General features: G+C 46.5%; 19 protein-coding genes and 2 pseudogenes. 19 read left to right on the forward strand and 2 right to left on the reverse strand.

Features of this window, described 5'->3' with window-relative positions; genetic code table 11:
* Positions 1-2: 2 nt before the first annotated feature.
* From N909_RS0119720 to N909_RS25810, 16 genes are all read left to right on the forward strand, one after another.
* A complete protein-coding gene (locus tag N909_RS0119720; RefSeq protein ID WP_036684166.1) occupies positions 3-902 on the forward strand; it encodes a glycosyltransferase family 2 protein in 900 nt (299 codons plus the stop codon).
* Positions 899-1,123: a hypothetical protein gene (locus N909_RS0119725; protein WP_029917857.1), complete on the forward strand. Its 225-nt coding sequence runs from the start codon at positions 899-901 to the stop codon at positions 1,121-1,123. The genes N909_RS0119720 and N909_RS0119725 overlap by 4 nt, the downstream gene beginning before the upstream one ends.
* Before the next feature lie 123 nt (positions 1,124-1,246).
* Positions 1,247-2,008, forward strand: a complete 762-nt coding sequence (locus N909_RS0119730; protein ID WP_029917858.1) for a class I SAM-dependent methyltransferase — start codon at positions 1,247-1,249, stop codon at positions 2,006-2,008.
* A 260-nt stretch (positions 2,009-2,268) separates the two neighbouring features.
* The gene (locus tag N909_RS0119735; protein ID WP_029917859.1) at positions 2,269-3,330 is read left to right on the forward strand and encodes an NAD-dependent epimerase/dehydratase family protein; all 1,062 of its coding nucleotides are present in this window, start codon (positions 2,269-2,271) and stop codon (positions 3,328-3,330) included.
* Positions 3,327-3,869, forward strand: coding sequence for a dTDP-4-dehydrorhamnose 3,5-epimerase (gene rfbC, locus N909_RS0119740; RefSeq protein WP_029917860.1), 543 nt, complete (start codon positions 3,327-3,329; stop codon positions 3,867-3,869). The genes N909_RS0119735 and rfbC overlap by 4 nt, the downstream gene beginning before the upstream one ends.
* Before the next feature lie 13 nt (positions 3,870-3,882).
* Entirely contained in the window at positions 3,883-5,061 is a 1,179-nt protein-coding gene (locus N909_RS0119745; protein WP_036684169.1) for a class I SAM-dependent methyltransferase, read from the forward strand.
* Between the two features lie 12 nt (positions 5,062-5,073).
* On the forward strand, positions 5,074-5,874 hold the full coding sequence (locus N909_RS0119750; protein WP_029917862.1) for a sugar phosphate nucleotidyltransferase: 801 nt from the start codon (positions 5,074-5,076) through the stop codon (positions 5,872-5,874).
* The gene (locus N909_RS0119755; RefSeq protein ID WP_211254001.1) at positions 5,804-6,532 is read left to right on the forward strand and encodes a PIG-L deacetylase family protein; all 729 of its coding nucleotides are present in this window, start codon (positions 5,804-5,806) and stop codon (positions 6,530-6,532) included. Before N909_RS0119750 ends, N909_RS0119755 begins: the two co-directional genes overlap by 71 nt.
* 40 nt (positions 6,533-6,572) lie before the next feature.
* On the forward strand, positions 6,573-7,373 hold the full coding sequence (locus N909_RS0119760) for a glycosyltransferase family 2 protein (RefSeq protein WP_029917864.1): 801 nt from the start codon (positions 6,573-6,575) through the stop codon (positions 7,371-7,373).
* A gap of 5 nt (positions 7,374-7,378) precedes the next feature.
* Positions 7,379-8,719 (forward strand): glycosyltransferase, encoded by a 1,341-nt coding sequence (locus N909_RS0119765; protein ID WP_084167833.1) that lies wholly within the window; start codon positions 7,379-7,381, stop codon positions 8,717-8,719.
* Positions 8,720-8,722: 3 nt separating this feature from the next.
* Positions 8,723-9,826: a glycosyltransferase gene (locus tag N909_RS0119770; RefSeq protein WP_029917866.1), complete on the forward strand. Its 1,104-nt coding sequence runs from the start codon at positions 8,723-8,725 to the stop codon at positions 9,824-9,826.
* Positions 9,827-9,834: 8 nt separating this feature from the next.
* Complete coding sequence (locus N909_RS0119775) at positions 9,835-11,160, forward strand: O-antigen ligase family protein (RefSeq protein ID WP_029917867.1); 1,326 nt, start codon at positions 9,835-9,837, stop codon at positions 11,158-11,160.
* A gap of 35 nt (positions 11,161-11,195) precedes the next feature.
* Positions 11,196-13,076, forward strand: a complete 1,881-nt coding sequence (gene asnB, locus N909_RS0119780; protein ID WP_029917868.1) for an asparagine synthase (glutamine-hydrolyzing) — start codon at positions 11,196-11,198, stop codon at positions 13,074-13,076.
* Between the two features lie 16 nt (positions 13,077-13,092).
* Entirely contained in the window at positions 13,093-14,271 is a 1,179-nt protein-coding gene (locus N909_RS0119785) for a glycosyltransferase (RefSeq protein WP_029917869.1), read from the forward strand.
* A complete protein-coding gene (locus N909_RS0119790) occupies positions 14,268-15,437 on the forward strand; it encodes a glycosyltransferase family 4 protein (RefSeq protein ID WP_029917870.1) in 1,170 nt (389 codons plus the stop codon). Before N909_RS0119785 ends, N909_RS0119790 begins: the two co-directional genes overlap by 4 nt.
* Positions 15,438-15,503: 66 nt before the next feature.
* On the forward strand, positions 15,504-16,928 hold the full coding sequence (locus N909_RS25810) for a hypothetical protein (protein WP_155006018.1): 1,425 nt from the start codon (positions 15,504-15,506) through the stop codon (positions 16,926-16,928).
* A gap of 307 nt (positions 16,929-17,235) precedes the next feature.
* Here the strand turns inward: N909_RS25810 and N909_RS0119805 are convergent.
* A pseudogene (locus N909_RS0119805) lies at positions 17,236-17,709 on the reverse strand (transposase); the annotation flags it as partial.
* A 147-nt stretch (positions 17,710-17,856) separates the two neighbouring features.
* Between N909_RS0119805 and N909_RS24070 the strand changes: the two are divergent.
* The 3 genes and pseudogenes from N909_RS24070 (at position 17,857) to N909_RS0119830 (ending at position 23,313) form a co-directional block, all read left to right on the forward strand.
* Positions 17,857-19,160 (forward strand): annotated as a pseudogene (locus N909_RS24070) (IS5 family transposase).
* 577 nt (positions 19,161-19,737) lie between these two features.
* Positions 19,738-21,651: an acyltransferase family protein gene (locus N909_RS24075; RefSeq protein WP_036684172.1), complete on the forward strand. Its 1,914-nt coding sequence runs from the start codon at positions 19,738-19,740 to the stop codon at positions 21,649-21,651.
* A gap of 885 nt (positions 21,652-22,536) precedes the next feature.
* On the forward strand, positions 22,537-23,313 hold the full coding sequence (locus N909_RS0119830; protein ID WP_029917874.1) for a glycosyltransferase family A protein: 777 nt from the start codon (positions 22,537-22,539) through the stop codon (positions 23,311-23,313).
* A gap of 937 nt (positions 23,314-24,250) precedes the next feature.
* Here the strand turns inward: N909_RS0119830 and N909_RS25815 are convergent.
* Entirely contained in the window at positions 24,251-24,730 is a 480-nt protein-coding gene (locus N909_RS25815; RefSeq protein ID WP_155006019.1) for a hypothetical protein, read from the reverse strand.
* Positions 24,731-24,746: the final 16 nt, after the last annotated feature.

Below are 24,746 nucleotides of genomic sequence, written 5' to 3' on the forward strand. Positions count from 1 at the left end.
TCATGGCCTCGACGTCATTTAAAATTAGTGTCGGAATGCCTGTCTATAATGGTGAGCGGTATTTAGAGTCGGCCATCAAGGCAACTCTGCAGCAAACCTACAGTAATTTTGAACTGATCATCTCCGATAATGCTTCGACGGATAAAACGGAAGTTATATGTCGTGACTTCGCGGCTTCAGATCCTCGCATAAAATACATTCGTAACTCTGTAAATATTGGCGCTGCTGGCAATTACAATCAGCTTTTTCATTTGGCCGGAGGGGAATATTTTCGCTGGTTCAACGCCGACGACCTCTGCTCGGAGCATCTGCATGAACGCTGCCTGAAAGTTCTCGAATCGCGACCGGACGCTGTGATGTGTTATGGCAAAACCGATATTATCGACGGGGAAGGGCGTCTGCTTCAGCACTATGATGACAATCTCGATCTGCAGCATGATGACGTTGTCACGCGTTTTAAAACCTATTTCGAAGTCGTCGGTCTGACCAACGCCATTTATGGCCTGATGCGCCATTCAGCCCTTAAACATACCGCGCTGATGGGCAATGGCAGCTTTCATGCCGCCGATACCAACCTCATGGGGGAACTGACCTTGTATGGAAAAATCGTCGAGATTCCCGAAACCCTGTTTTTTCGTCGCATGCATGAAGACGCCAGTTCCTGGGATCGCAAGAATACCAGTGTTCAACAGACTTTCTGGACGGGACAAAATAAAAAATTCGTCCTGCCAACCCTGAAGAAACACCTGGCCTATATCAAGGCCATTCAGAAATCCCCCAATGGTTTCATGGGAAAGTTGCAGATGGATCTTTACATTCTGCGCAGAGTTGTCTGGCACAGGCAGTTGATCGGAGCTGAAATCTCCCAGTTTTTGAAAACCCGAGGTGAACAGCAGACATGAAACCGATTTATCTGTCAGTTCTGCTGATTCTAGTTTTTTCCGGCCTCGCCGTCGTTTTTCACGAGCGTTCCGGTGGTTCTGAATCGTTTGCCAGGATCCCCGTCGATGCACACGGCCCCAGGGATCTGTGGGGCAAGTCGGTTGGGGATGAATATCATGACGGAGCACAGGCTGTTGATATCGATAATGATGGGGGCCTTGATATTGTTTCCATCGGCTGAGGGCATGATCGGTTGGTCGTTTATGGAAATACCACTTCATAACAAAAATGGCTGGGGTAAGCTAAACTTATAGTCGAGAAAGGGAACATCAGATTTAAGATTTTTCAGGATCAGGAGGTTGTTATGGGCTATCTCCCCGAAGGCTACGAAAGCAGAACTGGAATAACGTCGTCTATTCCGTCGATGTCAGAACAGAAGGATTACTGGGACGATCGCTGGGAAAACTCCCAGACTCCCAACTCCTGGCAGTTGCGGCAGGGAGAAAAAATCCTGGAAATCCTCAATGAGTATAGCGTCAGGGATGTCCCCATCCTTGATGTTGGGTGCGGCACTGGTTGGCTCACCGAGGAACTTCAAGACTACGGAGACGCTGCAGGGATCGATCTCTCCAAAACCGGCATCGATATTGCCCGGATGAATCATCCGGACATTGAGTTCATCGCTGATGATTTTCTGGAGGTCCCGTTTCCGGAAAACCATTACGGTCTGATTGTCGCGCAGGAAGTCATTGCTCATATTTACGACCAGGAGGCGTTCGTTCAAAAGCTTTACCGAATGTTGAAACCCCGCGGTTACCTGATCATCACCACCGCCAACAGTTTTGTCATCAAACGGCTGGAGCTGGGTTACGAACGATCCGGGCATATCAAGAAGTGGCTGAGTCTTCATGACTTGAAACGGCTGCTTGACCCGTCTTTTCAGCAGTTGACGCGAAGAACTGTTTTGCCCATGGGGCACAAAGGGGTACTGAGGCTGGTCAACTCCTACAAACTGAACCGTGGTCTGCAGTTATTCCTTGCCGAGAAGAAATTGATCGGCCTGAAAGAAAAGCTGGGACTGGGCTATACACGCGTCATCCTGTATCAGAAAAGGACGCTGCACTGACAACTGATTGAAGCTCCCCGTAGGGGGAAGGCGAAGATCGGCGGAAAAGCGCAGGTCGCAGCGAGGAGAACTTTTTAACGTTATTTCCACGGGAGTGCCATTGGAACGCAGGACGCTTTTCAATGGTCTACCGGGGAGGGCGGGTTTCATTCTTTTTAAAAATGAAGGCCTGATTTCAGCAGGCTTTCACCTGTGTGCTATCGTGTCATCATGAAGATAACGGCCAGGGAACATTCACTCAATCAGACTGGTGAGATTTTATGAGAATTTTAATTGTCGGTAATCTGGGGTATGTCGGCCCTAATGTTGTGAATCAGCTTCGCATGACCTATCCCGATGCTGAAATTGCAGGGTTTGATATCGGTTACTTTGCTCACTGTCTGACCAACGCGGGGGTTTTGCCGGAAGTCAAACTGGATATGCAGTATTTTGGTGACCTCAGACAGTTCCCTGAACAGTTGCTTCATGGTGTTGACGTGGTCATCGACCTTGCCGCGATTTCCAACGATCCCATTGGCAACCTGTTCGAAGAGGTGACCATGGATATCAATTACCGTTCGGCTGTCAACCTGGCAAAACTGGCCAAGCGCAACGGGGTGAGGTCCTTCGTATATGCCTCCAGTTGCTCCATGTACGGCCAGGCGGACGATTCTCCTCGCAAAGAAGGGGATCGCCTGAACCCGCTGACCGCCTACGCGCGTTCCAAGGTGGCCGCAGAAGAAGGGCTGGAAAAGCTGGCGGATGAGAATTTTACCGTCACCTGCAACCGTTTCGCCACTGCCTGCGGCTGGTCGAATCGGCTGCGGCTGGATCTGGTTCTCAACGACTTTGTCGCCGGGGCTCTGGTCAATCGCCATATTTCCATACTGAGTGACGGAACCCCCTGGCGGCCGCTGATCAACACCAAAGATATGGCCCGCGCCATCGACTGGGCCGTCGCCCGCCCGGCCGCCAACGGAGGGTCCTTTTTGGCTATCAACTGCGGCAGCAGCGCCTGGAATACCACCATGCTCGAGTTGGCGGAAGCCACTGCAGAAGTGATCCCTGGTGTCGATATTTCCGTCAATCCCGACGCCCCGCCAGATAAGCGCTCCTATCGAGCCAACTTTGATCTGTTCAAGCAACTGGCTCCCGATCATCAGCCCCTGGAGGATTTGCGTTCCACCATCAGCGAGATTCGCGACAACCTGGCGGCCATGTCATTCAATGACGGCAATTATCGAGAATCCCAGTTGATCAGGCTGCACGTCATCAGGGCTCACCAGCAGGCCGGGAGGCTCAACAACAATCTGCAATGGCAAAACGGGGGGCAGGGAGCATGACATTTACCGAAACACCATTGGCGGGCGCCTACACCATAGATATCGATAAAATCGGTGATGAGCGTGGTTTTTTCGGCCGATCTTGGTGCCGCCGGGAAATGGACGAAGCCGGTCTGAACGCGAATATCGCCCAGATCAATACCTCGCTGAGCCGCTACCAGGGAACCCTGCGCGGCCTTCACTACCAGTTGGCGCCCTATCAGGAAAGTAAAATGATCCGCTGTACCCGAGGGTCAATCTTTGATGTCATCGTCGACTTGAGGCCCGATTCAGCGACCTTTCTGCAGTGGTTCGGAACCGAGCTGACGGCCGACAATCATCGCGCTCTTTATTCGCCGGAAGGTTTTGCGCAGGGATTTATCACCCTTGAGGACCATTCTGAAATTACCTACTTCACCAGTGAATTTTATGCGCCCGGCATGGACCGGGGGGTCCGCTACGACGATCCCCAGATCGGTATCATTTGGCCTTTAGCTCCGGTCGTCATGTCCGACAAGGACAAGGCCTGGCCGGACTTCTCCATCGACCAGTTACCCTGAAGAGGTTGTCATCATGATCCGTCATGCCAGCTGTCCATCCTGTCATGGGCAGAATCTCAATGATTTCTTTCAGATCAAAAATGCCCCAATTTTCAGCCTGGTGACGGTCACCAGCAAGGACGAGGCTCTGGCTGTTCCGAAACAGGATATCCAATTGTCCTTCTGCCAGGATTGCGGTTTTATTTTTAACCGCAGCTACGATACCGGAATCGACTATTTCACTATGGGCTACGAAGACCAGCAGGGTTTTTCCGCCACCTTTATGGCTTATCTCAAACGTATTTCCGAAACTCTCATCGACAAATATCAGCTTCAGGGGAAAACTCTGATGGAAATCGGTTGTGGCAAGGGGGATTTCATCAACCTGCTTTCCGATCTGGCCCAGGGGGACGGCATCGGTGTCGATCCGGCCTACGTGGAAGGTCGCCAGAACAATCCGCGCCTGACGTTCTACAAGGATTTTTACGATCATAGGCACGGCCTTCTGAAGCCAGATTTTATCTGCTGCCGTCACACCATGGAGCATATCTTCGACACCTATGGCTTTCTTCGCCAGCTGCGCAAGAGTATTCCCGACGGGCAACGGCCGGTGCTCTTTTTCGAAGTTCCTCAGATCAATCGGATTCTGGACATCCAGGCCTTCTGGGACATTTATTACGAACATTGCAGTTATTTCAATGCGACCTCTTTCGCCGCCCTGTTCCGGCGCTGCGGATTCGCTGTTTGCGATGTCAGGTTGGATTATGGCGATCAGTACCTGCTCCTCGAAGCCGTTCCCGCCGCACAGGAGCCAGAGCAGGAACAGTTTTTTGACCTTGAGGAACCGGTGGCCAGAACCGCTGAAAGGGTCGCCCGATTCCAGGTGGAGATTAGTCGCCAGTTGGGTGAATGGCGTCAGCGGCTCGAGGCTGAAAAACAGTCCGGGAACAAAGTGGTCATCTGGGGGGGAGGGTCCAAGTCGGTTGGCTTTCTGACCAATTTTGCGGACCTCGATCTCATCCACTATGTCGTCGACATCAATCCCAACATGGAGGGGAACTTTATCCCCGGCATCGGCAGTCAGTATGTCCGGCCAGAATTTCTCAAGCGATATCAGCCTGATACTGTTATTATCATGAATGGTATCTATCGCGATGAAATTACCAAGACAATGACTGATATGGGAGTCACTCCCCAAATATTCACCCTGTAAAAGAGGTGGCCTATGAAAGTTGTGCTTTTTTGTGGCGGTCAGGGGATGCGGTTGAGGGAATATTCTGAAAAAATTCCAAAACCGATGGTCCCTCTAGGGTATCGTCCCATTCTGTGGAATATCATGCGCTATTACGCCTATTTCGGTCATAAGGATTTTATCCTCTGCCTGGGGCATATGGCGGACACCATTAAGAGATACTTTGTCGAGTATGATGAGACCATTTCCAACGATTTCGTTTATACCAAGGGGGGCAAACAAATTGACATGCTCAATACCGATATCGATGACTGGCGCATTACTTTTGTCGATACCGGCATCAGCTCAAATATCGGCATGCGCCTGATGCAGGTCAAGGAGCATCTGGAAGGGGAAGAAGTTTTTCTGGCCAATTACAGTGACGGATTGTCCGATCTTAACCTCAATCAGATGATCGACTGGTTTGCCCCGCAGTTGGATAAAGTCGCCAGTTTTGTCGCCTATCAGCCATCACAAAGTTTTCATGTTGTAACCAGAGAGAATGACGGTCTGGTCAAGAGTATCAGCCACATCGGGGCTTCCGGACTTTTCATAAATACCGGCTACTTCGTGCTCAGAAATAGTATTTTTGATTATTTGAATTGGGGAGAAGAACTCGTTGAAGAGCCATTTCAACGCCTCATTGGCGAGCAGAAGTTAACATCATGGGAACACCGGGGGTTCTGGGCAAGTATGGATACTTACAAAGATAAACAAAAACTTGATGAGGCCTACGCCAAGGGAGAAGCCCCCTGGGAGCTCTGGCTTAAAAGCAGCCGAAAGAATGGAGTCTGAAATGCTTGGACTGACATTAGGAACCGAAGGACAAACACTGAAGGTCCTTTGCCTTGGCGCTCACTGCGATGATATCGAAATTGGCTGCGGCGGGACCATTCTTGAATTAACAAAGAGTCGCAATATCGATTGCAGCTGGGTGGTTTTTTGCTCGAATGAGATCCGGGCGAAAGAAGCTCAAACCTGTGCAACCGCTTTTTTAAAAGATGCAACCCACCGCGATATTCGAATAAACAGTTTCAGGGACGGTTTCTTGCCATATGTGGGCTATGAAGTTAAGGATTATTTTGAGGCCCTTAAGAAAGATATTAATCCGGATGTTATTTTTACCCATTATCGGAATGACAAGCACCAGGATCACCGATTGCTGTCTGAACTGGCTCTAAATACTTTTCGTGATCACCTGATCCTGGAATATGAAATTCCCAAATATGACGGTGATATGGGACAGCCCAACCTGCATGTCGAAATCTCCCAGGATATGGTGGATAAAAAAGTGGACCTGATCTACCGGAATTATGTATCCCAGCAAGGGAAAAAATGGTTTGATAAAGACCTGTTCCGGTCTCTGATGAGAATACGCGGGATGGAAATCAATTCGGTTTCCGATTTTTCGGAATCTTTTTACAGCTATAAAGTACTGACCAATATTCTGTAGTCTGTCGTCGTAAACGTTTAATTCAATTTTGAGAAATTAAATGGATATATCTTTCGTCATACTTACCTGGAACTCCAGCGGGTATCTGCGTAAATGCTTTCGGTCCTTAATGCGGGTGTTATCTGACAGCTCATATTCGTATGAAATATTCGTTGTCGATAATGGTTCTACAGATGATTCTGCCAAGATTATCGATGAGTTCTGTCGTGAAGACAACAGTATTCACCTTATTCAACTTGAACAGAATATTGGTACCACGAAATCAAGAAATATCGCTTTGCGGCGATGCCGTGGGGAATATATCTGCATCCTCGATTCTGATATCGAATTTGAAGGCAACGTATTTCCCGACCTTCTTCAGGTGTTAAGTCGGTCTGATGATATCGGCATGGTCGTTCCGCAGTTGATCTACCCAAGTGGTAAATGGCAGAAATCGGTCGACCGTTTTCCGACTCTTCCGCATAAAATTCGCCGGTTTTTTTTCCTTCGGCAAATTGAAGCAGGGGAATGGGCGGAGGTGGGGAATAATGGTTTTTCCTGTGAAAAAACGGTTGATTATGCTATTTCTGCCTTTTGGCTACTAAAAAGGGACGTTCTGGAAAAAATTGGGCTTCTTGATGAAAAAATCTTCTATGCGCCCGAAGACGTCGATTTCTGTCTGCGGGTCTGGAAAGGGGGGAACTCGATTGTTTATGTCCCTTCCAGGCGCGCTATTCACCATACCCAGGAAATTTCAAGAGGAATGAACTTAAATAAAGCTAAAATGGAGCATATCAAAGGTCTGTTTTATTTCTTTGTGAAACATAAATATCTATTCAGGGCCCCCTGTTTTTTAAAGTAACTGACATGCATATTTTGTTTCTTGCCTATTACTTCCCACCAGAATCGAGCAGCGGATCATTCAGGCCTCTGTTTTTTGCAAATGAATTGTCGGAGAAGGGGCATCAGGTTACGGTTGTTACGGCCAAGCAGGGCGCCTACCTGCCTGATCAACCACTTGATCCCGACCTGGTCAAGCAAGTCTGCCCTTCTATTGAGATTATTCGGTGCGCGGTATTCAGACCAAGGGAACTACTGATACGAATAAAGACGTATCTTTCCCGAAATCTAAAACCTGGCGCGGTGGCCTCATCAACAGCGGTTCAGGATTCTCAATCCCGTACCGGGAAATTTCAGCGGTTGAAGGACTTTATTACTGATATCCTGGCGACTCCGGATCCGCATGTCGGTTGGCTGCCTTTCGCGGTATGGGGTGCCTCGAAAGTTGTTCGCAAAAACCGTTGTGATGTCATCTACGCGACAGGAAGCCCGTGGAGCGGGCTTTTGTCCGGTGTTGTCCTGAAACTGATGTCTGGCAAACCTCTGATTGTGGATTTCAGAGACCCCTGGGTCAGCAACCCTAATTTTTCAGTCCGGACTGCCCCGGTTAAAATCATTGATCGATTTTTTGAAAGACGGGTGGTAAAGCATGCGGATATCGTTATCGCCAATACTCAGGAACTGCAAGAGGACTTCAAAAAACGATATCCGGAGTTCTGTAAAAACAAAGTTACCGTCATCACCAACGGTTTTGAAGATTACGCTGTCACTAATAAGCCTGGAAGCGTTGACACTGAAGTGTTTACCATCACCCATGCAGGGGCCCTGTATTTTTCCAGAAACCCCTCTTTCCTGTTAACCGCGTTGCGGGAATTGATTGCTGACGGGGCGATCTCCGCGCAAAAAATTCAACTAAAATTTGTCGGTGGCATCGATGTCGCCGACCCGAACCTGTCTCTGCTGTTGCGGGATCCTTTGCTTGCAGACTCCATCAGGATTATACCCAGGGTGTCATTTGAAGAAGCGAAACAATACATGACAAAAAGCCATGTTCTGCTGTTGATTCAGCCTGATTTTCCTCTACAGATACCCCGCAAGCTTTATGACTATATGTCGGTCCGTAAACCCGTATTCGCCATCTGTGAAAATGACAGCGCGACTTCGAATATCATAGGGCGATTCTCCCTCGGCTATCAGTGCCAGAATGTCATCATGGACATCAAAGAGACCCTTCTGTCCATGTATCAAGACTGGGAAAATGACAGGCTCAGGGATTTTTCTGATGCCCGTTGTGATAAATTCATGAACAAGCACCTTGCCGAGGAACTTCACTCCGTCATGACAGAAACGCTGGCGGTGAAATCATAGCTTATGAAGAAAAATATTGCTCATGTCACCTTATCCATGGGGCAGGGAGGGATTGAAAACCTGCTCGTCAATCTTATTAAGCATGGAGACAGGTCTTCCTTTACTCCATTTCTCTACTGTCTGGATGCCGGCGGGGAGCTTCTTGAGTTTATTTCCGGTGATTTGGCGGGGTGTCGTATTTTCAACCGGCGGCACGGAACTGACTGGCGTTTAATTTTTTCATTGGCCAAAGCGTTCAGTGAGGATAGCATTGATTTGGTTCACGCCCACAACCAGGCGTCATTTTTTTACAGTGGTTTGGCTGCCTTTATCGCTCGGAAGCCTATTGTCATTAACACCGAACATAGCCGTCATTACATTGATGGCAGTTGGGTCCGCAGGCTCGAAAAAAAACTGCTATCTTTCATCACTTACAAAATTATCGACGTTAGTGAAGAGCTCCATCATTTTTCCGTCAATAAGGACAAGATTTCAGGGCGTAAAGTGACAGTTATTGAAAACGGAATAGATCTGGCGTCTTTCCAGGTTGAACAGGATAAAGAAACCATAAAAAGGGCTCTTGGTTTTCAATCCAGCGATAAACTCGTGACTATCGTCGCACGGCTTGATCCTATCAAAAATCATCGCCTGCTCCTCGATGCCTTCGCAATACTCGCCAGGGACATCACTGATCTGAACCTGCTTATTGTCGGGGATGGTGACTTGCGGGATCCCCTCGAGTCATGGGTTTGGAATTCTGATTATGCTGACCGTATTCATTTTCTGGGAAACAGGACGGATGTTCCGGCCATTCTCTGCGCCTCGGATGTTCAGGTTCTCTGCTCCGAGCGAGAGGGGTTGCCCCTTGTCCTACTCGAAGGCATGGCCGCAAAAGTTCCCCTGGTGGTCAGCCAGGGCGCAAACCGGAGCGGCCTGGTGCAGGATAATGTCACCGGATTTATTGCCGACAGCCGTCCGGAGTCCGTTGCCGCGAAAATTCTTAAAGCACTGTCAGGTGACGATGTCGGTAGGGTTGTTAACCAGGCGTTTCGCTTTGTGGTGGCAAACTATTCGATCGCGACGACCCTGAAGAATTACGAGAAGATTTACCTGGACGCGCTTGGTTAGGGGGGATTTTGGTTAAGTTTTTATTTGGCATTGCCCTGATTAGCTACGGTTTTTTTCGCACCCTTGTTCACGATCCGGTGTGGGGGCTGTACCTGTTTGCCGCATTGACTCATATCCGTTTGGCGCAACTTTCCGAGAATTATTACCTTCCTCTCCAGATACCGATCGTTATAGCGTCCCTGACCGTTCTTCTGTATTTGAGCAGTGCAAAATACCCGAAAAAATTCAATCGCTGGCCGTTAGAGGTGTGGCTACTGGGATTTATTGTCGTCGGTATGGCCTACAGCTCAAGCAAGGCCGCCTTCAACCCCCAGCTCAGCTGGGATATGACCGTTACCTATTTTAAATACTGGGTATTCTTCCTGCTGTTCATCCAGCTGGTCGACAGTTTCGAAAAAATCAAGAATTTCCACAATGTATTGATTCTGAGTGCCTGTTGGCTGGTGTACCGCTGTTATGATCTGCGCGGCACCACCGGTGCCCGTTTTGAAAATATCAACGGTGGGTCGATCGGTGATTCAAATCATTTTGCTGCGGCTCTGGTTCTGTTGTTTCCGTTTGTTTTTCAGCGGGTTTTGTCAAAAAACAAAACTGAAGCACTGTTTGCCGGAGTTCTGTGTTTTGGAATCATCATGTCGGTTGTGATAACCGGTTCCCGGGGTGGGCTTCTCGGGCTGGGAGTATTGTTCCTGCTACTGTTCATGAATCTTAAGCAATACCGGAAAAAAATGCTTATGGCGCTGGTTGTGCTCTGTCTTACTGTTTCGCCCTTTATTAATGACTATCATATTTCACGTTTCAAAAGCCTTGTTGAAGCCACTCAGGAAGATACCAGGGAAAGGTCTGCTCAAAGCCGTCTGGATTTTTGGAGATATTCTTTTGAGCTGTTCAAAAACAATCCTGTCAGTGGTATAGGGCTGGCCAATTTCGGATATTATTCCGGACCGGCCCTCGAGGGGATGGAGCCAGGCCAAAGGGGGCATGTCGCCCATAGTACCTGGTTTGAAATTCTTGCCGAAGGCGGTGCCCTGGTGTTTATCCCCTTTGTTGTCCTTTTGGTTATTTTCTTTCGAAAGACAAAGCGGATACTAAAGGTCTATCTTGCCAACAACCTTATTCAGGAAGCGCAACATGTTATTGCCCTGCGGGTTGGATTGGGAGCTTTTCTGGTCAACGCAACGTTTCTCAACAGGTTGATATACGAGCCGATATACTGGTGCATCGCTTTGGGTATCGCCCATGGTTACCTGGTGAAAAGCCGTGAAGCTGCCTTGATCCCAGTAAATTGCGACCATGCGGAAACGCCGAATGCTCACAAGACGGTTTCCGGGTAGCAACTAAATAACTGATAGCGAGTGGATTGACAATTATGTGTGGTATAGCCGGGATCCTTTCTCAAGAACCGAATATCGATACAGATATCCTTAAACAAATGACCTCCGTTATTGAATACCGTGGCCCGGATGGAGCCGGGCATATGGTTCTGGAAAATGGAACCGTTGGCCTTGCCCATCGCCGATTAAGTATCCTGGATACCCGTGAAATCGGGGGGCAGCCAATGGTTTCCACCTGCGGAGGCTACTGGATTGTCTTCAATGGTGAAATTTACAACTACATCGAGCTGAAAAATCAGCTCAATGCTGTCGGGTATACCTTCAAGACCGCAACCGATACGGAAGTTTTGTTAGCTGCTTATGGTTATTGGGGGGAGGACTGTCTCGAACATTTCATTGGGATGTTCTCTTTTGCAATTTGGGATATGCAGAAGAAAACCCTTTTCGCTGCGCGCGACCGTCTCGGGATCAAACCTTTTTATTACCGCTTTGACCGAAACCGTTTGTTGTTTGCCTCAGAAATCAAATCGCTTCATGTTGTTGAAAACAGTACCCCCAGTGTGGATCCAACCCTTATCGACGCTTATATGGGGTTTGGTTATGTTCCCGGTGAGAACACCTTGTTTGCGTCAGTGAAACGCCTATTGCCCGGGCATAAGTTGACGTGTCGGCCAGGCGAAGCGCCACGGATTGCACCATATTGGTCCCTTGATTTTACTCAGGATCGCTCTCTTGGATTTGATGATCATGCTGATTCCATTGACAAGCTGCTTCAGGACTCCGTTGCCTTGCGTTTGCGGAGCGACGTTCCCCTTGGGGTCTTTTTAAGCGGTGGCCTTGATTCCAGCGCCGTGGTCGCCCTGCTTGCACCCGGTGCCGCTAAGGGACTGAAAACCTTTTCCGTGTCCTACGATTTTGGTCCCGCTTACGACGAGACACCCTATGCCAGGGAGGTGTCTCAACGGTTTCAGACCGATCATCATGAAATCAGGATGACTCCTCAGGGTTTTGTCGACTTCATTCCTGATTACATCAGGCATATGGATGAGCCGGTGACCGAGGCTGCCGCTATATCTCTGTACTATGTTTCAAAACTGGCCCGTGAGCAGGTTGTTGTGTGCCTGAGCGGCGAGGGGTCGGACGAGTTGTTTGCCGGTTATGATTTTTACGGGTATAACCTAGCGATCGAACGGCTGCGCAATGTTTTCGGGAGTCATCTTTCCGGGGTGTTGGCCAAGCTGGGTCGGCGGCTTTCCCGGTCTCAGAAATTGCATAAATACCTCAAGATGGCCGAAGTTCCGCTTGATGAGCGTTACAAGGGTATTTCAAGCTATGACGGTTCTGCCAAAGACGCACTCTATCATCCGGAATTTCAGGCGACTGCCGCGAATGGAAATTCCGAGCTTGAGTTTTTTATCGAAGGACTATTCAAGACCAGCCGGAATTGGGATCCCCTGAGCCGGATGCTCTATTTTGATACCCGCACCTGGCTGGTCGATGACCTGCTCATCAAGGCCGATCGCATGAGTATGGCAACGTCCATTGAGCTGCGTGTGCCCTTCCTTGATCACCGGTTGGTTGAGTACGCAGCGACTCTGCCATCCGAATACAAGCTCAAGGGGCGCAACCCCAAATATATCCTGAAAAAAATACTTGAAAATCGTATTCCGCAGACGATCATCAACCGAAAGAAAATGGGCTTCCCGACACCGTTGGAGATGATGTTTCGTGGGGACCTGTATGATTATGCACGCGATACTCTGTTATCCGCAAAAGCGTTGCAAAGAGGATACTTTTCAGGCGAAGCTGTTGCGCGGCTACTGGATGACCATAAGCAGGCGAAGGTCGATAGACACCGCGAAATATGGCAGCTGTTGGTCCTGGAAGAGTGGCATCTGCAGCATAACCTGAATTGAGGACGCCGGTATCCCGATGAATATTCTCGCATTGAGTTACCTGTTTCCCAACCGAACCCAGCCCAGTTACGGGATTTTTGTTTTCAACAGACTGAAAGCCGTAAGCCGTCACTGTGAATTGACCGTGATCGCTCCCCTGCAATGGCTGCCGGGGTTGCGTGAAAAAAAGGACGTGGATTTGAGCTCCACGTATCATGGCCTGAAGGTCTATTATCCCCGATTCCTTGCCATCCCGCGGGTTCTCAAGTGGCTGGACTTTGCTTTTTATTTCCTGTCGGTTCTGCCAGTTGTTGGATACCTGAGATTTGGCAAAAAAATTCGGTTCGATCTGGTTGATGTCCATTGGACCTGCCCGGACCTGCTTGCCGGATGGCTGTTGGCGAGGTTTTTGGGAACAAAATGCTGTGTCACCATTCGCGGCAAGGAAGCTCTTTGCCTGCAGGAGAGAAGTCTGCGAAAAAAGCTGCTGGACTGGTTGCTGAAACACACAGATCAGCATGTCTGTCTCAGCACGGAACTGCAGCAGGATCTTCTGGATATCGGAGTTCCCGCTTCCAGAATACAGGTAATCCTTAATGGTGTTGACAGCGACCAGTTTTCTTTCCGGGATCAGATTTCTGCCAGGAATCAACTGGGCCTGCCCCGGGATAAAAAGATTATCATATCCGTCGGGTCTTTGATTGCCCGGAAAGGTCACCACCACCTGATCAGGCAATTGCCCCGGCTGGCACAGGATCATAGTATAGAGCTCTACATCATTGGCGGCGTGAATCCGGAGGGGAACTGCAAGGCTGAATTGGAAGGACTGGTTGCCGAGCTGAGTCTTGACAACGTATTCTTTGTCAATGATCTCAGCCATGCGGAACTGGTACAATGGTATTGCGCAGCCGATTTGTTCTGCCTTGCAACGTCCGGAGAAGGGTGTCCCAATGTTGTCATGGAAGCTCTGGCGTGCGGCTGTCCCAGTATTGTTTCGGCCGTTGGCGCCGTCCCAGATCTTATTACTGACAAGGTGAACGGGTTTATTATCCCGTTGGAGGGTGATTGGCATTACTCTATTGATGAGGCATTGAAAACTGACTGGGATCGTCAGCAGATTTCCTCCCAGATGGAGGGGTGGAACTGGGCGGTCTGTGCACAACAGGTTGTCAACATGTATCAGAAACTGCTGGAATCTGAAAGAGTATTACCATGAAATTGATCTACCACCACAGGACGCTTGGAGACGGTGCCGAGGGTATTCATATACGCGAAATGATTGCCGCGTTCCGCTCTCTTGGTCACGAAGTTAAGGTTGTTGCTCCGGTGGGTGAAAATTATCCGAATGATAAAGGGGGGGGGAGCCAGAATACAAGTCGGGGAAGGATGTTGGCTACCATAAAAAGTAGATTGCCGGGTCTTGTCTTCGAGCTGTGCGAAATGGGTTATTCTCTTTTTATTTTCCTTGTTTTGACTTGGAAGTGCTTGTTATTAAGACCAAACTTTATCTATGATCGCTACATCACTTTTAATATTGGTGGAATTCTGGCAGCCAAATTAACCGGGACACCCCTTTGTCTTGAGGTTAATGCACCGTTGGCTCTTGAACGGAGCGAGCAGCCAGACGAGAGGCTGTATTTCAAGAAATTCGCTTTCTGGTTTGAGAGGCTGGCCTGCACTTATGCAACCAAAACCATCGTTGTGTCGACGCCTTTAAAAAAATATTTATTGGATCAGGGCGTTCCAGAAGATAAGATTGTCGTCATGCCCAACGGTGTTAATCCTGATAAGTTTTACCCACATCCTAAAAATCAGGATTTGCTACTCGAATTAGATATTCCAATAGATCATATTGTCATCGGATTTACCGGAGTGCTGCGTGCTTGGCATGGACTTGATCTTTTGCTTGAGGCGTTCAGGCAGGTTGTCGAAAAGCATGAGAAGGTTTTTCTGTTGATAGTAGGTGATGGGCCGATTAGGGGTGAATTGGAACGTTTGATAAAGAGTTATTCTTTGGATGAGAAAGTGTTGATTACGGGTCGTGTTGCCTATGAGAAAGTTCATGAGTATGTCAACCTGTTTGATATCGCAGTGAGCCCTAAGGCGACATTCTATGCATCACCGATGAAGGTTGTTGAATATATGGGATTAGGGAAAATTGTTGTTGTCCCTAACAACCCCAATTTTCTTGATCTAATAGATAGTGACGTTGATGGTATCGTTTTTGGCGATCAAGATACCCCTAATCTTGTCGATGGACTGCTAGCTGTATTTGAAAATCATCAGCGTTTTAAGATACTTGGGGAAAATGCTGTAAAAAAAGTCGAAAATCGATTAAATTGGCAATGGAATGCTAAGTACATTTGTAGTATGATCAAATGACTTTTATTAGAGAGGGCTTAAGGTCGGTTTTGTAGTAAACACGTTATTAGAAAGTGAGAATTTTAAATGAAAAGAATAATTTTTACCCCTGCTGTATTTGTTGAAAACCTACTAACAATCCTCATTTTTTTTATTTCAGCCTCCTATGCTTTGGGAGCTGGCCCACTCGTAGAATTTGATAATATTACACCATCGTCAAGCAGTACCTCTAGAACATCGAATACCAGTTTTACATACGCCGAAACAGGTAGTGGTACAGACGGTTGGACTTCAAAGACTGAGATTGGCTCAACAGGTAATTACGTTGAATTTTATAGATATTTGAACACTTACAATAATTCTCATTTGGGCTGGGAAGCATGGGGATATTTAGATATATCTTCCATTTTTTCACATAGTGGTAACAGTTTACATGCTCACATAACAGGCGGGAAAAGTGATAGCTTTCCGAATGGATCTGGTGCTGTTATATATAGTAAACAAGATTTCATTGATTATGTAGGTGACCCTAATTCCGGAGAAAACCTGGGGCAACCTTATATTTATTTCTCTACTACTGACGGCACACACACAACTGTTTTCCCCGGAGCTTCAGGGGCTGATGAATTATCTGCCTATATCTATATGCCTTCTGACATAGCGGTTGATACCGGGGCAAATTACCCAACAAAGAACATCAGCTTTGGCCCTTATCTTTATGACCAATCTGGGCATTATTATAACCGCTTTGGGCTCAATGGTGGGGGCTGGATACATACTATAGTTGATAATCATCCACAACATAATAATGGATGGTCGAGTGACAGTGCTACTCCTTATGACGGATATGCAATAAGGACTTTTACTTCAGCTAATTTTATCCAGAAAATTAGTCACATGTATATTGCTCTCAACACTGCAATAACGCCTGCTGATTATTATATTGATGAGCTAACGTTTAGAACTTTGACCGGTGAAGCCTCTCAGAACTTTGAGACGTTAAATAGCCCTGCCATCGGATATTATTCAGATGGGCATTTTGAAGTTTCATTTATGGATAAGTACGTAAATCTCAAATCTGGGTTGACGATTGAGGGAAGGTATTCATTCAGTCCAATTACAAACGCTAATTGGGATAGTGCGACTCTGATTGATGTCCAAGAATATTCTGGCGGCTTTACAATCACAGAGTCAGTAGCTGGTCAGTTTAAGAAACCGAACAGATTCTACCGTGAAACGTGGGCGCCATTTAGGGTCCAGAGTTTTGACGAGCCTAGACTGAAAGCTGGCACAACGATCTATTTTGCATTTAAAGATGTCGGGAATCTTGATAGCAATGGCAACCCAATAAAATCTTGTAGTACATCGGGATGCCGCGATTATGCCTCTGGCAATTTTGATTGGAATGGTGATTCAGCAGCGTTAACGAAGATCAGAACTATTGAATATGTTATCAATTCGGCTGGTCAGAAGATTCTCCAACCTGCAGGTAATTTAAAAATAGTAGATTGATTTACTGATTTACCGTGCTTGTATGCAGGCGGATTTTACTTAAAAGCCAAAATATAGAAGTATAAATACTGACCATGTTTCTGGGGTAGCACAGCTAATAAAGGGGGGGCATTTGGCAATGATAAGAAATGAACTATTCTATTGCAAACATAGGGATAGTTCATTTCTTATTTTGTGGTTCTTTTCCATTTTGTGTGGGGGAATCGACCCCATTTACTGAAGCACAAGAGATAGAGAGGTGGCCCTCTTTGTTAGGATAGATTGGCGGCGGGAATGAGGTGGATAGCCTTCATGGTTATGCCGCCAGTCAGATGGCCGGACCGACATAATCGGGCCGGGGTTTTTGCCAATTTCCCTCATATGGTGTTCTGTCGTCCAGACTGGAATGGGGACGCTGGCTGTTGTAGCGGTCAATCCATCGGCCGATTCCTGCTCTCGCTTCGCTTAATGTTTCGAATGCATTGAGATAGATCCATTCGTACTTGAGAGACAGCCAGAGCCTCTCGATCATGACATTGTCCATCCAGCGATTTTTGCCGTCCATCGAAATTTTGATGCCGGAATCCTTGAATATGCTGGTAAACGCATAGCTGGTGAACTGACTGCACCGATCGGTGTTAAAGATCTCGGGCCGGCCATAGCGTTGCAGGGCCTCTTCAAGGACGGCAACACAAAAATCGGCATCTTGGGTATTGGACAACTGCCAGGTGAGAACCTTGCGGGTTGCCCAGTCCATGATCGCTACCAGGCAAAGAAAGCCTCGCCTTATCGGGATATAGGTCGTCGTCCCCTGAAAAATTATAAATACCTGCAATTATTAGTTAAAATTGCAGTATAAAATTGTTAAAATCACCAGAAACAGTACTTCAGCCCTTAAAACATGGTGATTTTATGAAGCCAAAAGTGCCGCAAAAAAAATCAAGCCGATCTGTTTCGTGCTCGCCTCGATCAGATTTGGAACCGCGATCATCCTCTGTTCGTGCTGGCCAACCAGATCAAGTGGTCGGTCTTTGATAACAAGTTCGGCGTTCTCTACTCCGAGAAAGGTCGATCTGGCAAGTCAACTCGGTTGATGGTTGGTCTGTACTATTTGAAGCACGCCTTCAACGAGAGTGACGAATCAATTGTGGCTAGACTGCTAGAGAATTCGTATTGCCAGTACTTTTGCGGTTTCGAATATTTCATCCATGAGCTGCCGGTTGATCCGACCTCTCTTGGCCGTTGGCGCAAGCGGATCGGCCCGAAGCACATAGAGCAGTTGCTTCGCGAAACGCTGGAAACAGCTAAACGTGGGAACCATTTGACCCAGAGTCATATGGAACGAGTTAATGTCGATACGACGGTGCAGGAAAAGGCGATTGCCTATCCAACCGATTCTCGGCTTTACCACAAAGCTCGGGTGTTGCTGGTCAAAGCTGCAAAAGATCGTGGCATCCCATTACGGCAGAGCTACCTGCGGCTCGGCAGGCGCGCACTGATCATGAACAGTCGCTATGCGCATGCCCGGCAGATCAGATGTGCCAGGCGGGAGCAGAAAAAGCTAAAGAACTACTTGGGCCGCGTGTATCGCAATATCCTGCGAAACTGCCCGCAGCCCGATAAGCAACTGGCTGAACTTTTGGTAAACGCCAAGCGGTTGATGCTGCAACAGCGCAGTGACAAGAACAAGCTCTACAGCCTGCATGCTCCCGAAGTGGAATGCATCGGCAAAGGCAAGGCGCATAAGAAATATGAATTCGGTTGCAAGGTCTCGGTTGTGACCACCTCGAATGACAACTGGATCGTCGGTGTCGAAGCTTTGCACAACAACCCGTTTGACGGTCATACCCTCAAAGGGGCACTGAAACAGATGAAGCGAGTTGTCGGCTGGGATGCTGATCATGCCTATGTTGATAAAGGCTATCGAGGCAACCCAAAGCAGCTAGGCCAGACCAATATTCATCTGGCGAACCGGCGCAAGAAGAGCATGAAGCCGAGCGAGTGGCGCTGGTCCAAGAGACGCAGTGCCATTGAACCGGTGATCGGCCACATGAAGAGCGACAACCGGATGGATCGCAACTATCTCAAAGGACCCGATGGCGACAAGATGAAGCCATTCTGGTCGCATGTGGTTTCAACTTGAGAAAGCTCCTGCGAGCATTCTTTTGGCTTATTTTCAAAGAGCTGGAACGGCTAAAATCACCCCTTCAGCAGTTCAAAATCATCGTCTGGCAATCTGCTGCGATGAGCTGAAAGTTTAACGTTTGATTCGGCACTCCGGAGTTGAGGTCACGGGAGTGTCAAATCCGACTTTTGCAGGAACGACTATAAAGCCTCGGCTTTGCCGGAGGATAGTTACTTAACTGTAGAATAGTGGCATTCAGAATGCCCCAGGGGTTTTCTTTGATTGTCCTGGCAACCTTTGTTATCGGGCCTACATGGCTGTGAACGTCCTAGGGTAGCCATTTTTTCCAATAACGTAAAATATTTTCGCTTTTTTAGAAAGGCACTGTAGTGCCCTTAAGGTTAGAATTGTGTTGCCAAACGCAAACCCAAGCCAAAAGGAGAACACTGCCGTGGACAAGGATTGTAGCTCAAAATCGGACAAGATTATTCACCTGAATGAAATCATCTGGGACGGCTCCTATTGCATTGCTGAGTTCAAAATATTCATCAGGCAGCCCGCCGCGACGATTTGAAAATTTAAGGCTGGGCTGCTCTTTGAGGTTTCTTGCCTCTGAAGCGCCAAATCCAATTTTTTCATGGACGACTATTTATTCGCCGGATCAATAATTAACGCTATATATTACCACTAGACCCGGACTTTCAAATGAACTATCGAAAAGAAATTGATGGCTTACGAGCTTTTGCGGTAATGCCAGTTGTGCTGTTTCATGCTGGATTCGAAACATTTTCAGGTGGTTTTGTTGGAGTTGATGTGTTTTTTGTAATAAGTGGGTACCTCATAACGTCTATTGTCCTATCCGACATGGAGCAAGGTAAATTCTCTATAATTAATTTTTACGAAAGACGTGCGCGTAGAATATTACCTGCTCTCTTTTTCGTAATGCTATGCTGTTTACCATTTGCATGGTACCTGCTAACACCTGCAAGTTTAAAAGACTTTTGTCAGAGTTTAATAGCTACCTCAGTTTATTCTTCCAACATTTTATTTTGGCAAGAAAGTGGCTATTTTGGAGTTGATTCTGAGCTAAAACCATTGATACATACATGGAGCCTAGCAGTCGAGGAGCAATACTATTTGTTTTTTCCACCTCTCTTGATGCTTCTGTGGGTATTTAGAAAACGTTTTATTTTTTTAACACTCATAATAATTGGAGCAATAAGTTTATTGTTTGCCCAATGGTCTACGATACATTTTCCTTTAGGAAATTTTTTCCTTCTTCCCTCTCGCATCTGGGAGCTTTCTATAGGTGCACTAAGCGCTTTCTATTTACTCTATAGTTCTAATAATATCCATAGAAACAAAATCGTTTGCAATTTCTTAAGCTTTATCGGTCTCATGCTTATTGTTTTATCAATAATTAAAATTGATGACCATACTCCCTTCCCAGGAATATATGCATTGTTTCCGACTTTAGGGACGGCTCTCATAATATTAGCTGCAACAAAAACAACAATAACTGCAAAATTTCTTAGCCTCAAACCGATCGTGTTCATAGGCTTACTAAGCTACAGTATTTACTTGTGGCATCAGCCCTTATTTGCATTTCTTAGACATTATCAGATTAACGCTCCCAGCACTGCTGCCCTTCTCGGTTTGTCTCTACTCTCTATAGCTTTAGCCTATTTAAGTTGGAAATACATTGAAGTACCATTCAGAGACAAGCAGAAGATTCCAAAGAGGAAAATATTTATTCTGACAGGGATTGGAAGTCTGTGTTTTATGAGTATCGGTGTGGTGGGACATTTAACAAATGGATTTTATGATTACAGGGTTATGCCCGACAAAAGAAAAATGTTCGCAACTTCCCTGCCCAGTCCAAAGCGAGAAGAGTGCCATACCAGCGGTATAGACTATCGTAGACCCCAAAATACTTGCATGTACAACAACAATAACACGACATGGGCTACCTTTGGAGATAGCCATACCGTAGAGCTAGCATATGCCCTAGCCCAAAAACTAGAACCCTTCGGTGAGGGGATTAGACATTTTTCGTTTAGCGGATGTAGGCCTTCATATCCGGGTAAGAGTCCAGAAACCCCTTGTGCGAAATGGACTAATGAGGCAGTTAACTACATTATTACAGCCCCAGAGATAAAATCAGTCGTCGTTTCATACCGGATCAATCAGTATCTATCAGGGAAGCAAGATGGATATTATCCAAACATTCCGCCATTAAAGTCTGAACAAGAAATAGACGAAATAATTAGTAATTACATAGCAATCACTGATAAATTTGTCCAAGCTGATAAAAATGTTTACTTAGTAATTCAAGCGCCAGAACTACCAGTAAGCATTGATCGATTAATAATGAAAGAGAGAGGAGAATCTTTAAATATATTAGGAAGTACCACCGAATGGTGGAAAAAAAGAAACAAACCTTTTATGTCCAGGCTTTCGTTATTTAACCCTAAAATTAAGATTATAGATCCTAAAGATATATTCTGTGGCACCAAGCTTTGCTATGCAACTATAAACGGTGAATCTATGTATTTTGACAGTGACCATATGTCAATATATGGCGCGAAAAAAGTAGTCGATATGATAATTAAAAATTAAGGTCATGTCTAGTTAAGCTACCATTTGGATATCGTAAGCATTCCTTGAGATTGGGGCAGAAATTTTTAGGGTTTTTCCATATACGCAGTCTACCATAGGGGGTATGATAAACATAGAGCTGGCCCCAGTCAGCAGGACAAATTGGCAGCGGGAATAAGTTGGAAATCCTTCATGGTTATGCCGCAGGATGGAGTCTTGCTGGTGAGCCAGTCCATAATTTACACGAAATATAGAGAACCTCGCGCTGCATCGGGAACTAGGTCACATCGGCACAGCAGATCTGATTGGCTTGTCGATTTCCAGCACCCCCAACATGTAAGGATAGTCTTTGTGCTGCTGAGGCGGTTTTGATATGTTCGGCTTCTGGATGATTGGCGACGGGTCTAGTGGCCTCATCGGCTGGGCAACCCTCTTTCGGCCGAGAGTTTAGCACTGGCGGTGCAGGTGTCGCGCCATTTGTCGGGCTCTTTAGTAAGGTGTCTCAAGAAACTGCTCGTCAATTAGACGCATGGGTTTCAGGTTGAGTGGATTTTTCCCGGTCGCATCGCCGTAATAGTGCGATCGACTGATGATTAACAGCTCACATTGCCGGGCAATATTCATGCTAGCAACCTGGCCGGGTTCGACCAGGCTTTCCCTTTGAGCGTGGTTCAGCGTCCGAAGGTTTATGACGAAAAATCAATTGTCAGCTGGCCGATTTTGAATGTCGCTTCTGCTTGATTTTATTCATGGTGATTCTCCTTTGTCAGTGTCCGGCATTCTATCTATGCCACACTGTCCAAATTCTGGGGACCTCCTCCGAGGGTATAGTTTTATTGGTTGGCTATTGGCTATTATTTCTATCGCTAATGTTGATATGGGTTTCTCTGTAGAGGAGGTGTCAATATGTTTTTGGGAATTATTATTCCGATTAAAGCTAAGCAGGTTTCACGAGATTGGAATATTACTTGTCACTCTTTAGAAGCAACATTGGCCTCTCTTTATAACCAAGCAGATCATGATTTTGTTGTAGTTATTGCTGGCCACGACGTTCCTGATTTTTTAGAAAAAAATAAGCCTTCGAATATTGAATTTTGTAGAGTTAATTTTCCTTCTCCTGAACGAGTTGATGGTCTTTTCAATCCTCAAGACCTTATTAATGACAAAAATCTAAAAATTATTTCTGCTCTCAAGGAAATAAATAAATACAGCCCCGAGTATGTTTTTCAATTGGATTCTGATGATTTATTACATAAGGACTTTGTGAAGTTATTAAAAATGAAAGGATCATTTGATTTCTTAACGATTGATGGCGGCTATATTTTGTTTGAGTCCTGTCAGAGATATATTATAACGAATGAACTTAATCAATATTGTGGGTCCTCTGTTGTCATTAAATCATCTCATTTGAACTTTCCAAACTCCGTTGATCTTGAATTTAGGCTTGAGGTTCCTTGGACAAAGCATAGGCATATGAATATCCATAATTTTTATAAAGGAACTCCTTCTTTTAAATTTTTAAGAACGTCTGATCGATTGGTAAGCTATGTTGTTGCTAGTGGCGATAATTTTAGTGACCGTTGGCGTAATAGCTTTTTTAAAAAACTACGTTGGAAGGTTAAGCCATATCTTTTTGGTAAGAGAATAGACCGGATATTTAGAAATAATTTTGGTCTTTTGTAACTTTATTTGTATGAGTTTTAACTGTATATCTTATATAATTATTTTTTATAGATTTTGTGTTTTTGGGTTAGCTTTACTCTGAACAAGAATCAGCTATCGCAAGAGCTTATCTCTCTAGGCTATAAACCTTTTGCGATTGCTAAGATATAATTGCGCTTACTGAGATAAGCGTTTCGTAAAAAGTCTTCTTTGAGAAAGTATAAGCAGAGGGGTGATTGGTTTGTATTTCGTGGTGATTTTATGAAGCCAAGAGGTGCTCAGCGTAACCAGTTAGAACTGTCTCGGATCCGTCTCGACCAGATTCTCAATTGGGAGCATTCGCTATTTGTTCTAGCCAAGCGGATCGACTGGTCGGTCTTTCGTGAAAAGTTCAAGGACCTCTATATCGAGAAATCGCCCTACACGACTGATGGTCGGCTTGCACCGCCTCAAGCGTGCGTTCGTTGAAGGCGATGGGGCGGCCGTCGCCCGCTTGGTGGGGAATGGTTGCTGGCAGTATTCCTGTGGCTTCGCATATTTTATCCATTACCTTGTAGAACGTAATACGGAAGCCAGGCCAAGTCAAGCAGGGGGGGGGGGGGGCTGACCTTGAAGCCGTCTTCTGTCTCAGCGGTGGCACAACAAATACACGTTTTATGGCCTGCAAAAACTGTATGAGACCTGTGTCAACAAAGGCAAGGCTCCTCCAAAAAAAATAATACTAGTTCGTTACAGGATTAGCCCCTGTATCGCCAACAAAGATGGCTTTATTCTTGGTGCTCAGCGTTTTAAGGGCAACCCTTATGACGGCCATGCCCTCAAAGGGGGCCCCGATAGAGTCGCCGACCTTATAGGCACAATGCCTGATTGCTGCTATATTGATCGTGTTTACCGAGGTCATTGAGTGGCGAAACTCAGGTGTTTCTCTCCGGTTAAAAGTGCAACGTGATGCTGGCAATCAAAAAAGGAACTGAAGCGGCGCAGTGTCCTTGAGGCCGTCATTGGTCATCAGAAATTCAAAGATTGTTTGGGGTGGAAGCGGTCGACCTCGGTCGTCAATAGTGGACAGTAAGATATTAACCGACTGACCGCTCTTTGGAATATTGTTCTCATGGGTGCTAGCAAAAAGATAGGCAGGCCTCTTCCGCTTCCGGTTGTAGAAGGCTTCCATGCAAGTCCTGATCTCCTGTATTGCTTCGCATCTAATGTATTCGACGGTGATGCATGAGAAAATTCCCCAGAAGTTTTCAGTCGGCGCATTATAAAGCAGTTGCCTTGCCGGTTCATTGATACTCGCATTTCGAACTGATCGAGATGCTGGCGAAGCTCCTCCGCGTAGTGCTGGCTGCCGCGTTTGGAATGATGGATCAAGCCAGCACACTAACCTTTTGGTCGCGGCGGCACGGAACAGAGATTGGGAGACGAGATTCTTTGCCATTTGCTCTCCCATGGCG

Source organism: Pelobacter seleniigenes DSM 18267 (genome assembly GCF_000711225.1).
GTDB classification, from domain to species: Bacteria; Desulfobacterota; Desulfuromonadia; order Desulfuromonadales; family Geopsychrobacteraceae; genus Seleniibacterium; species Seleniibacterium seleniigenes.

Coding starts and splice junctions, on each gene's coding strand:
- N909_RS0119720 (WP_036684166.1), top strand. CDS start 3: ATGGCCTCGACGTCATTTAAAATTAGTGTCGGAATGCCTGTCTATAAT.
- N909_RS0119725 (WP_029917857.1), top strand. CDS start 899: ATGAAACCGATTTATCTGTCAGTTCTGCTGATTCTAGTTTTTTCCGGC.
- N909_RS0119730 (WP_029917858.1), top strand. CDS start 1,247: ATGGGCTATCTCCCCGAAGGCTACGAAAGCAGAACTGGAATAACGTCG.
- N909_RS0119735 (WP_029917859.1), top strand. CDS start 2,269: ATGAGAATTTTAATTGTCGGTAATCTGGGGTATGTCGGCCCTAATGTT.
- rfbC (WP_029917860.1), top strand. CDS start 3,327: ATGACATTTACCGAAACACCATTGGCGGGCGCCTACACCATAGATATC.
- N909_RS0119745 (WP_036684169.1), top strand. CDS start 3,883: ATGATCCGTCATGCCAGCTGTCCATCCTGTCATGGGCAGAATCTCAAT.
- N909_RS0119750 (WP_029917862.1), top strand. CDS start 5,074: ATGAAAGTTGTGCTTTTTTGTGGCGGTCAGGGGATGCGGTTGAGGGAA.
- N909_RS0119755 (WP_211254001.1), top strand. CDS start 5,804: ATGAGGCCTACGCCAAGGGAGAAGCCCCCTGGGAGCTCTGGCTTAAAA.
- N909_RS0119760 (WP_029917864.1), top strand. CDS start 6,573: ATGGATATATCTTTCGTCATACTTACCTGGAACTCCAGCGGGTATCTG.
- N909_RS0119765 (WP_084167833.1), top strand. CDS start 7,379: ATGCATATTTTGTTTCTTGCCTATTACTTCCCACCAGAATCGAGCAGC.
- N909_RS0119770 (WP_029917866.1), top strand. CDS start 8,723: ATGAAGAAAAATATTGCTCATGTCACCTTATCCATGGGGCAGGGAGGG.
- asnB (WP_029917868.1), top strand. CDS start 11,196: ATGTGTGGTATAGCCGGGATCCTTTCTCAAGAACCGAATATCGATACA.
- N909_RS0119785 (WP_029917869.1), top strand. CDS start 13,093: ATGAATATTCTCGCATTGAGTTACCTGTTTCCCAACCGAACCCAGCCC.
- N909_RS0119790 (WP_029917870.1), top strand. CDS start 14,268: ATGAAATTGATCTACCACCACAGGACGCTTGGAGACGGTGCCGAGGGT.
- N909_RS25810 (WP_155006018.1), top strand. CDS start 15,504: ATGAAAAGAATAATTTTTACCCCTGCTGTATTTGTTGAAAACCTACTA.
- N909_RS24075 (WP_036684172.1), top strand. CDS start 19,738: ATGAACTATCGAAAAGAAATTGATGGCTTACGAGCTTTTGCGGTAATG.
- N909_RS0119830 (WP_029917874.1), top strand. CDS start 22,537: ATGTTTTTGGGAATTATTATTCCGATTAAAGCTAAGCAGGTTTCACGA.
- N909_RS25815 (WP_155006019.1), bottom strand. CDS start 24,730: ATGGCAAAGAATCTCGTCTCCCAATCTCTGTTCCGTGCCGCCGCGACC.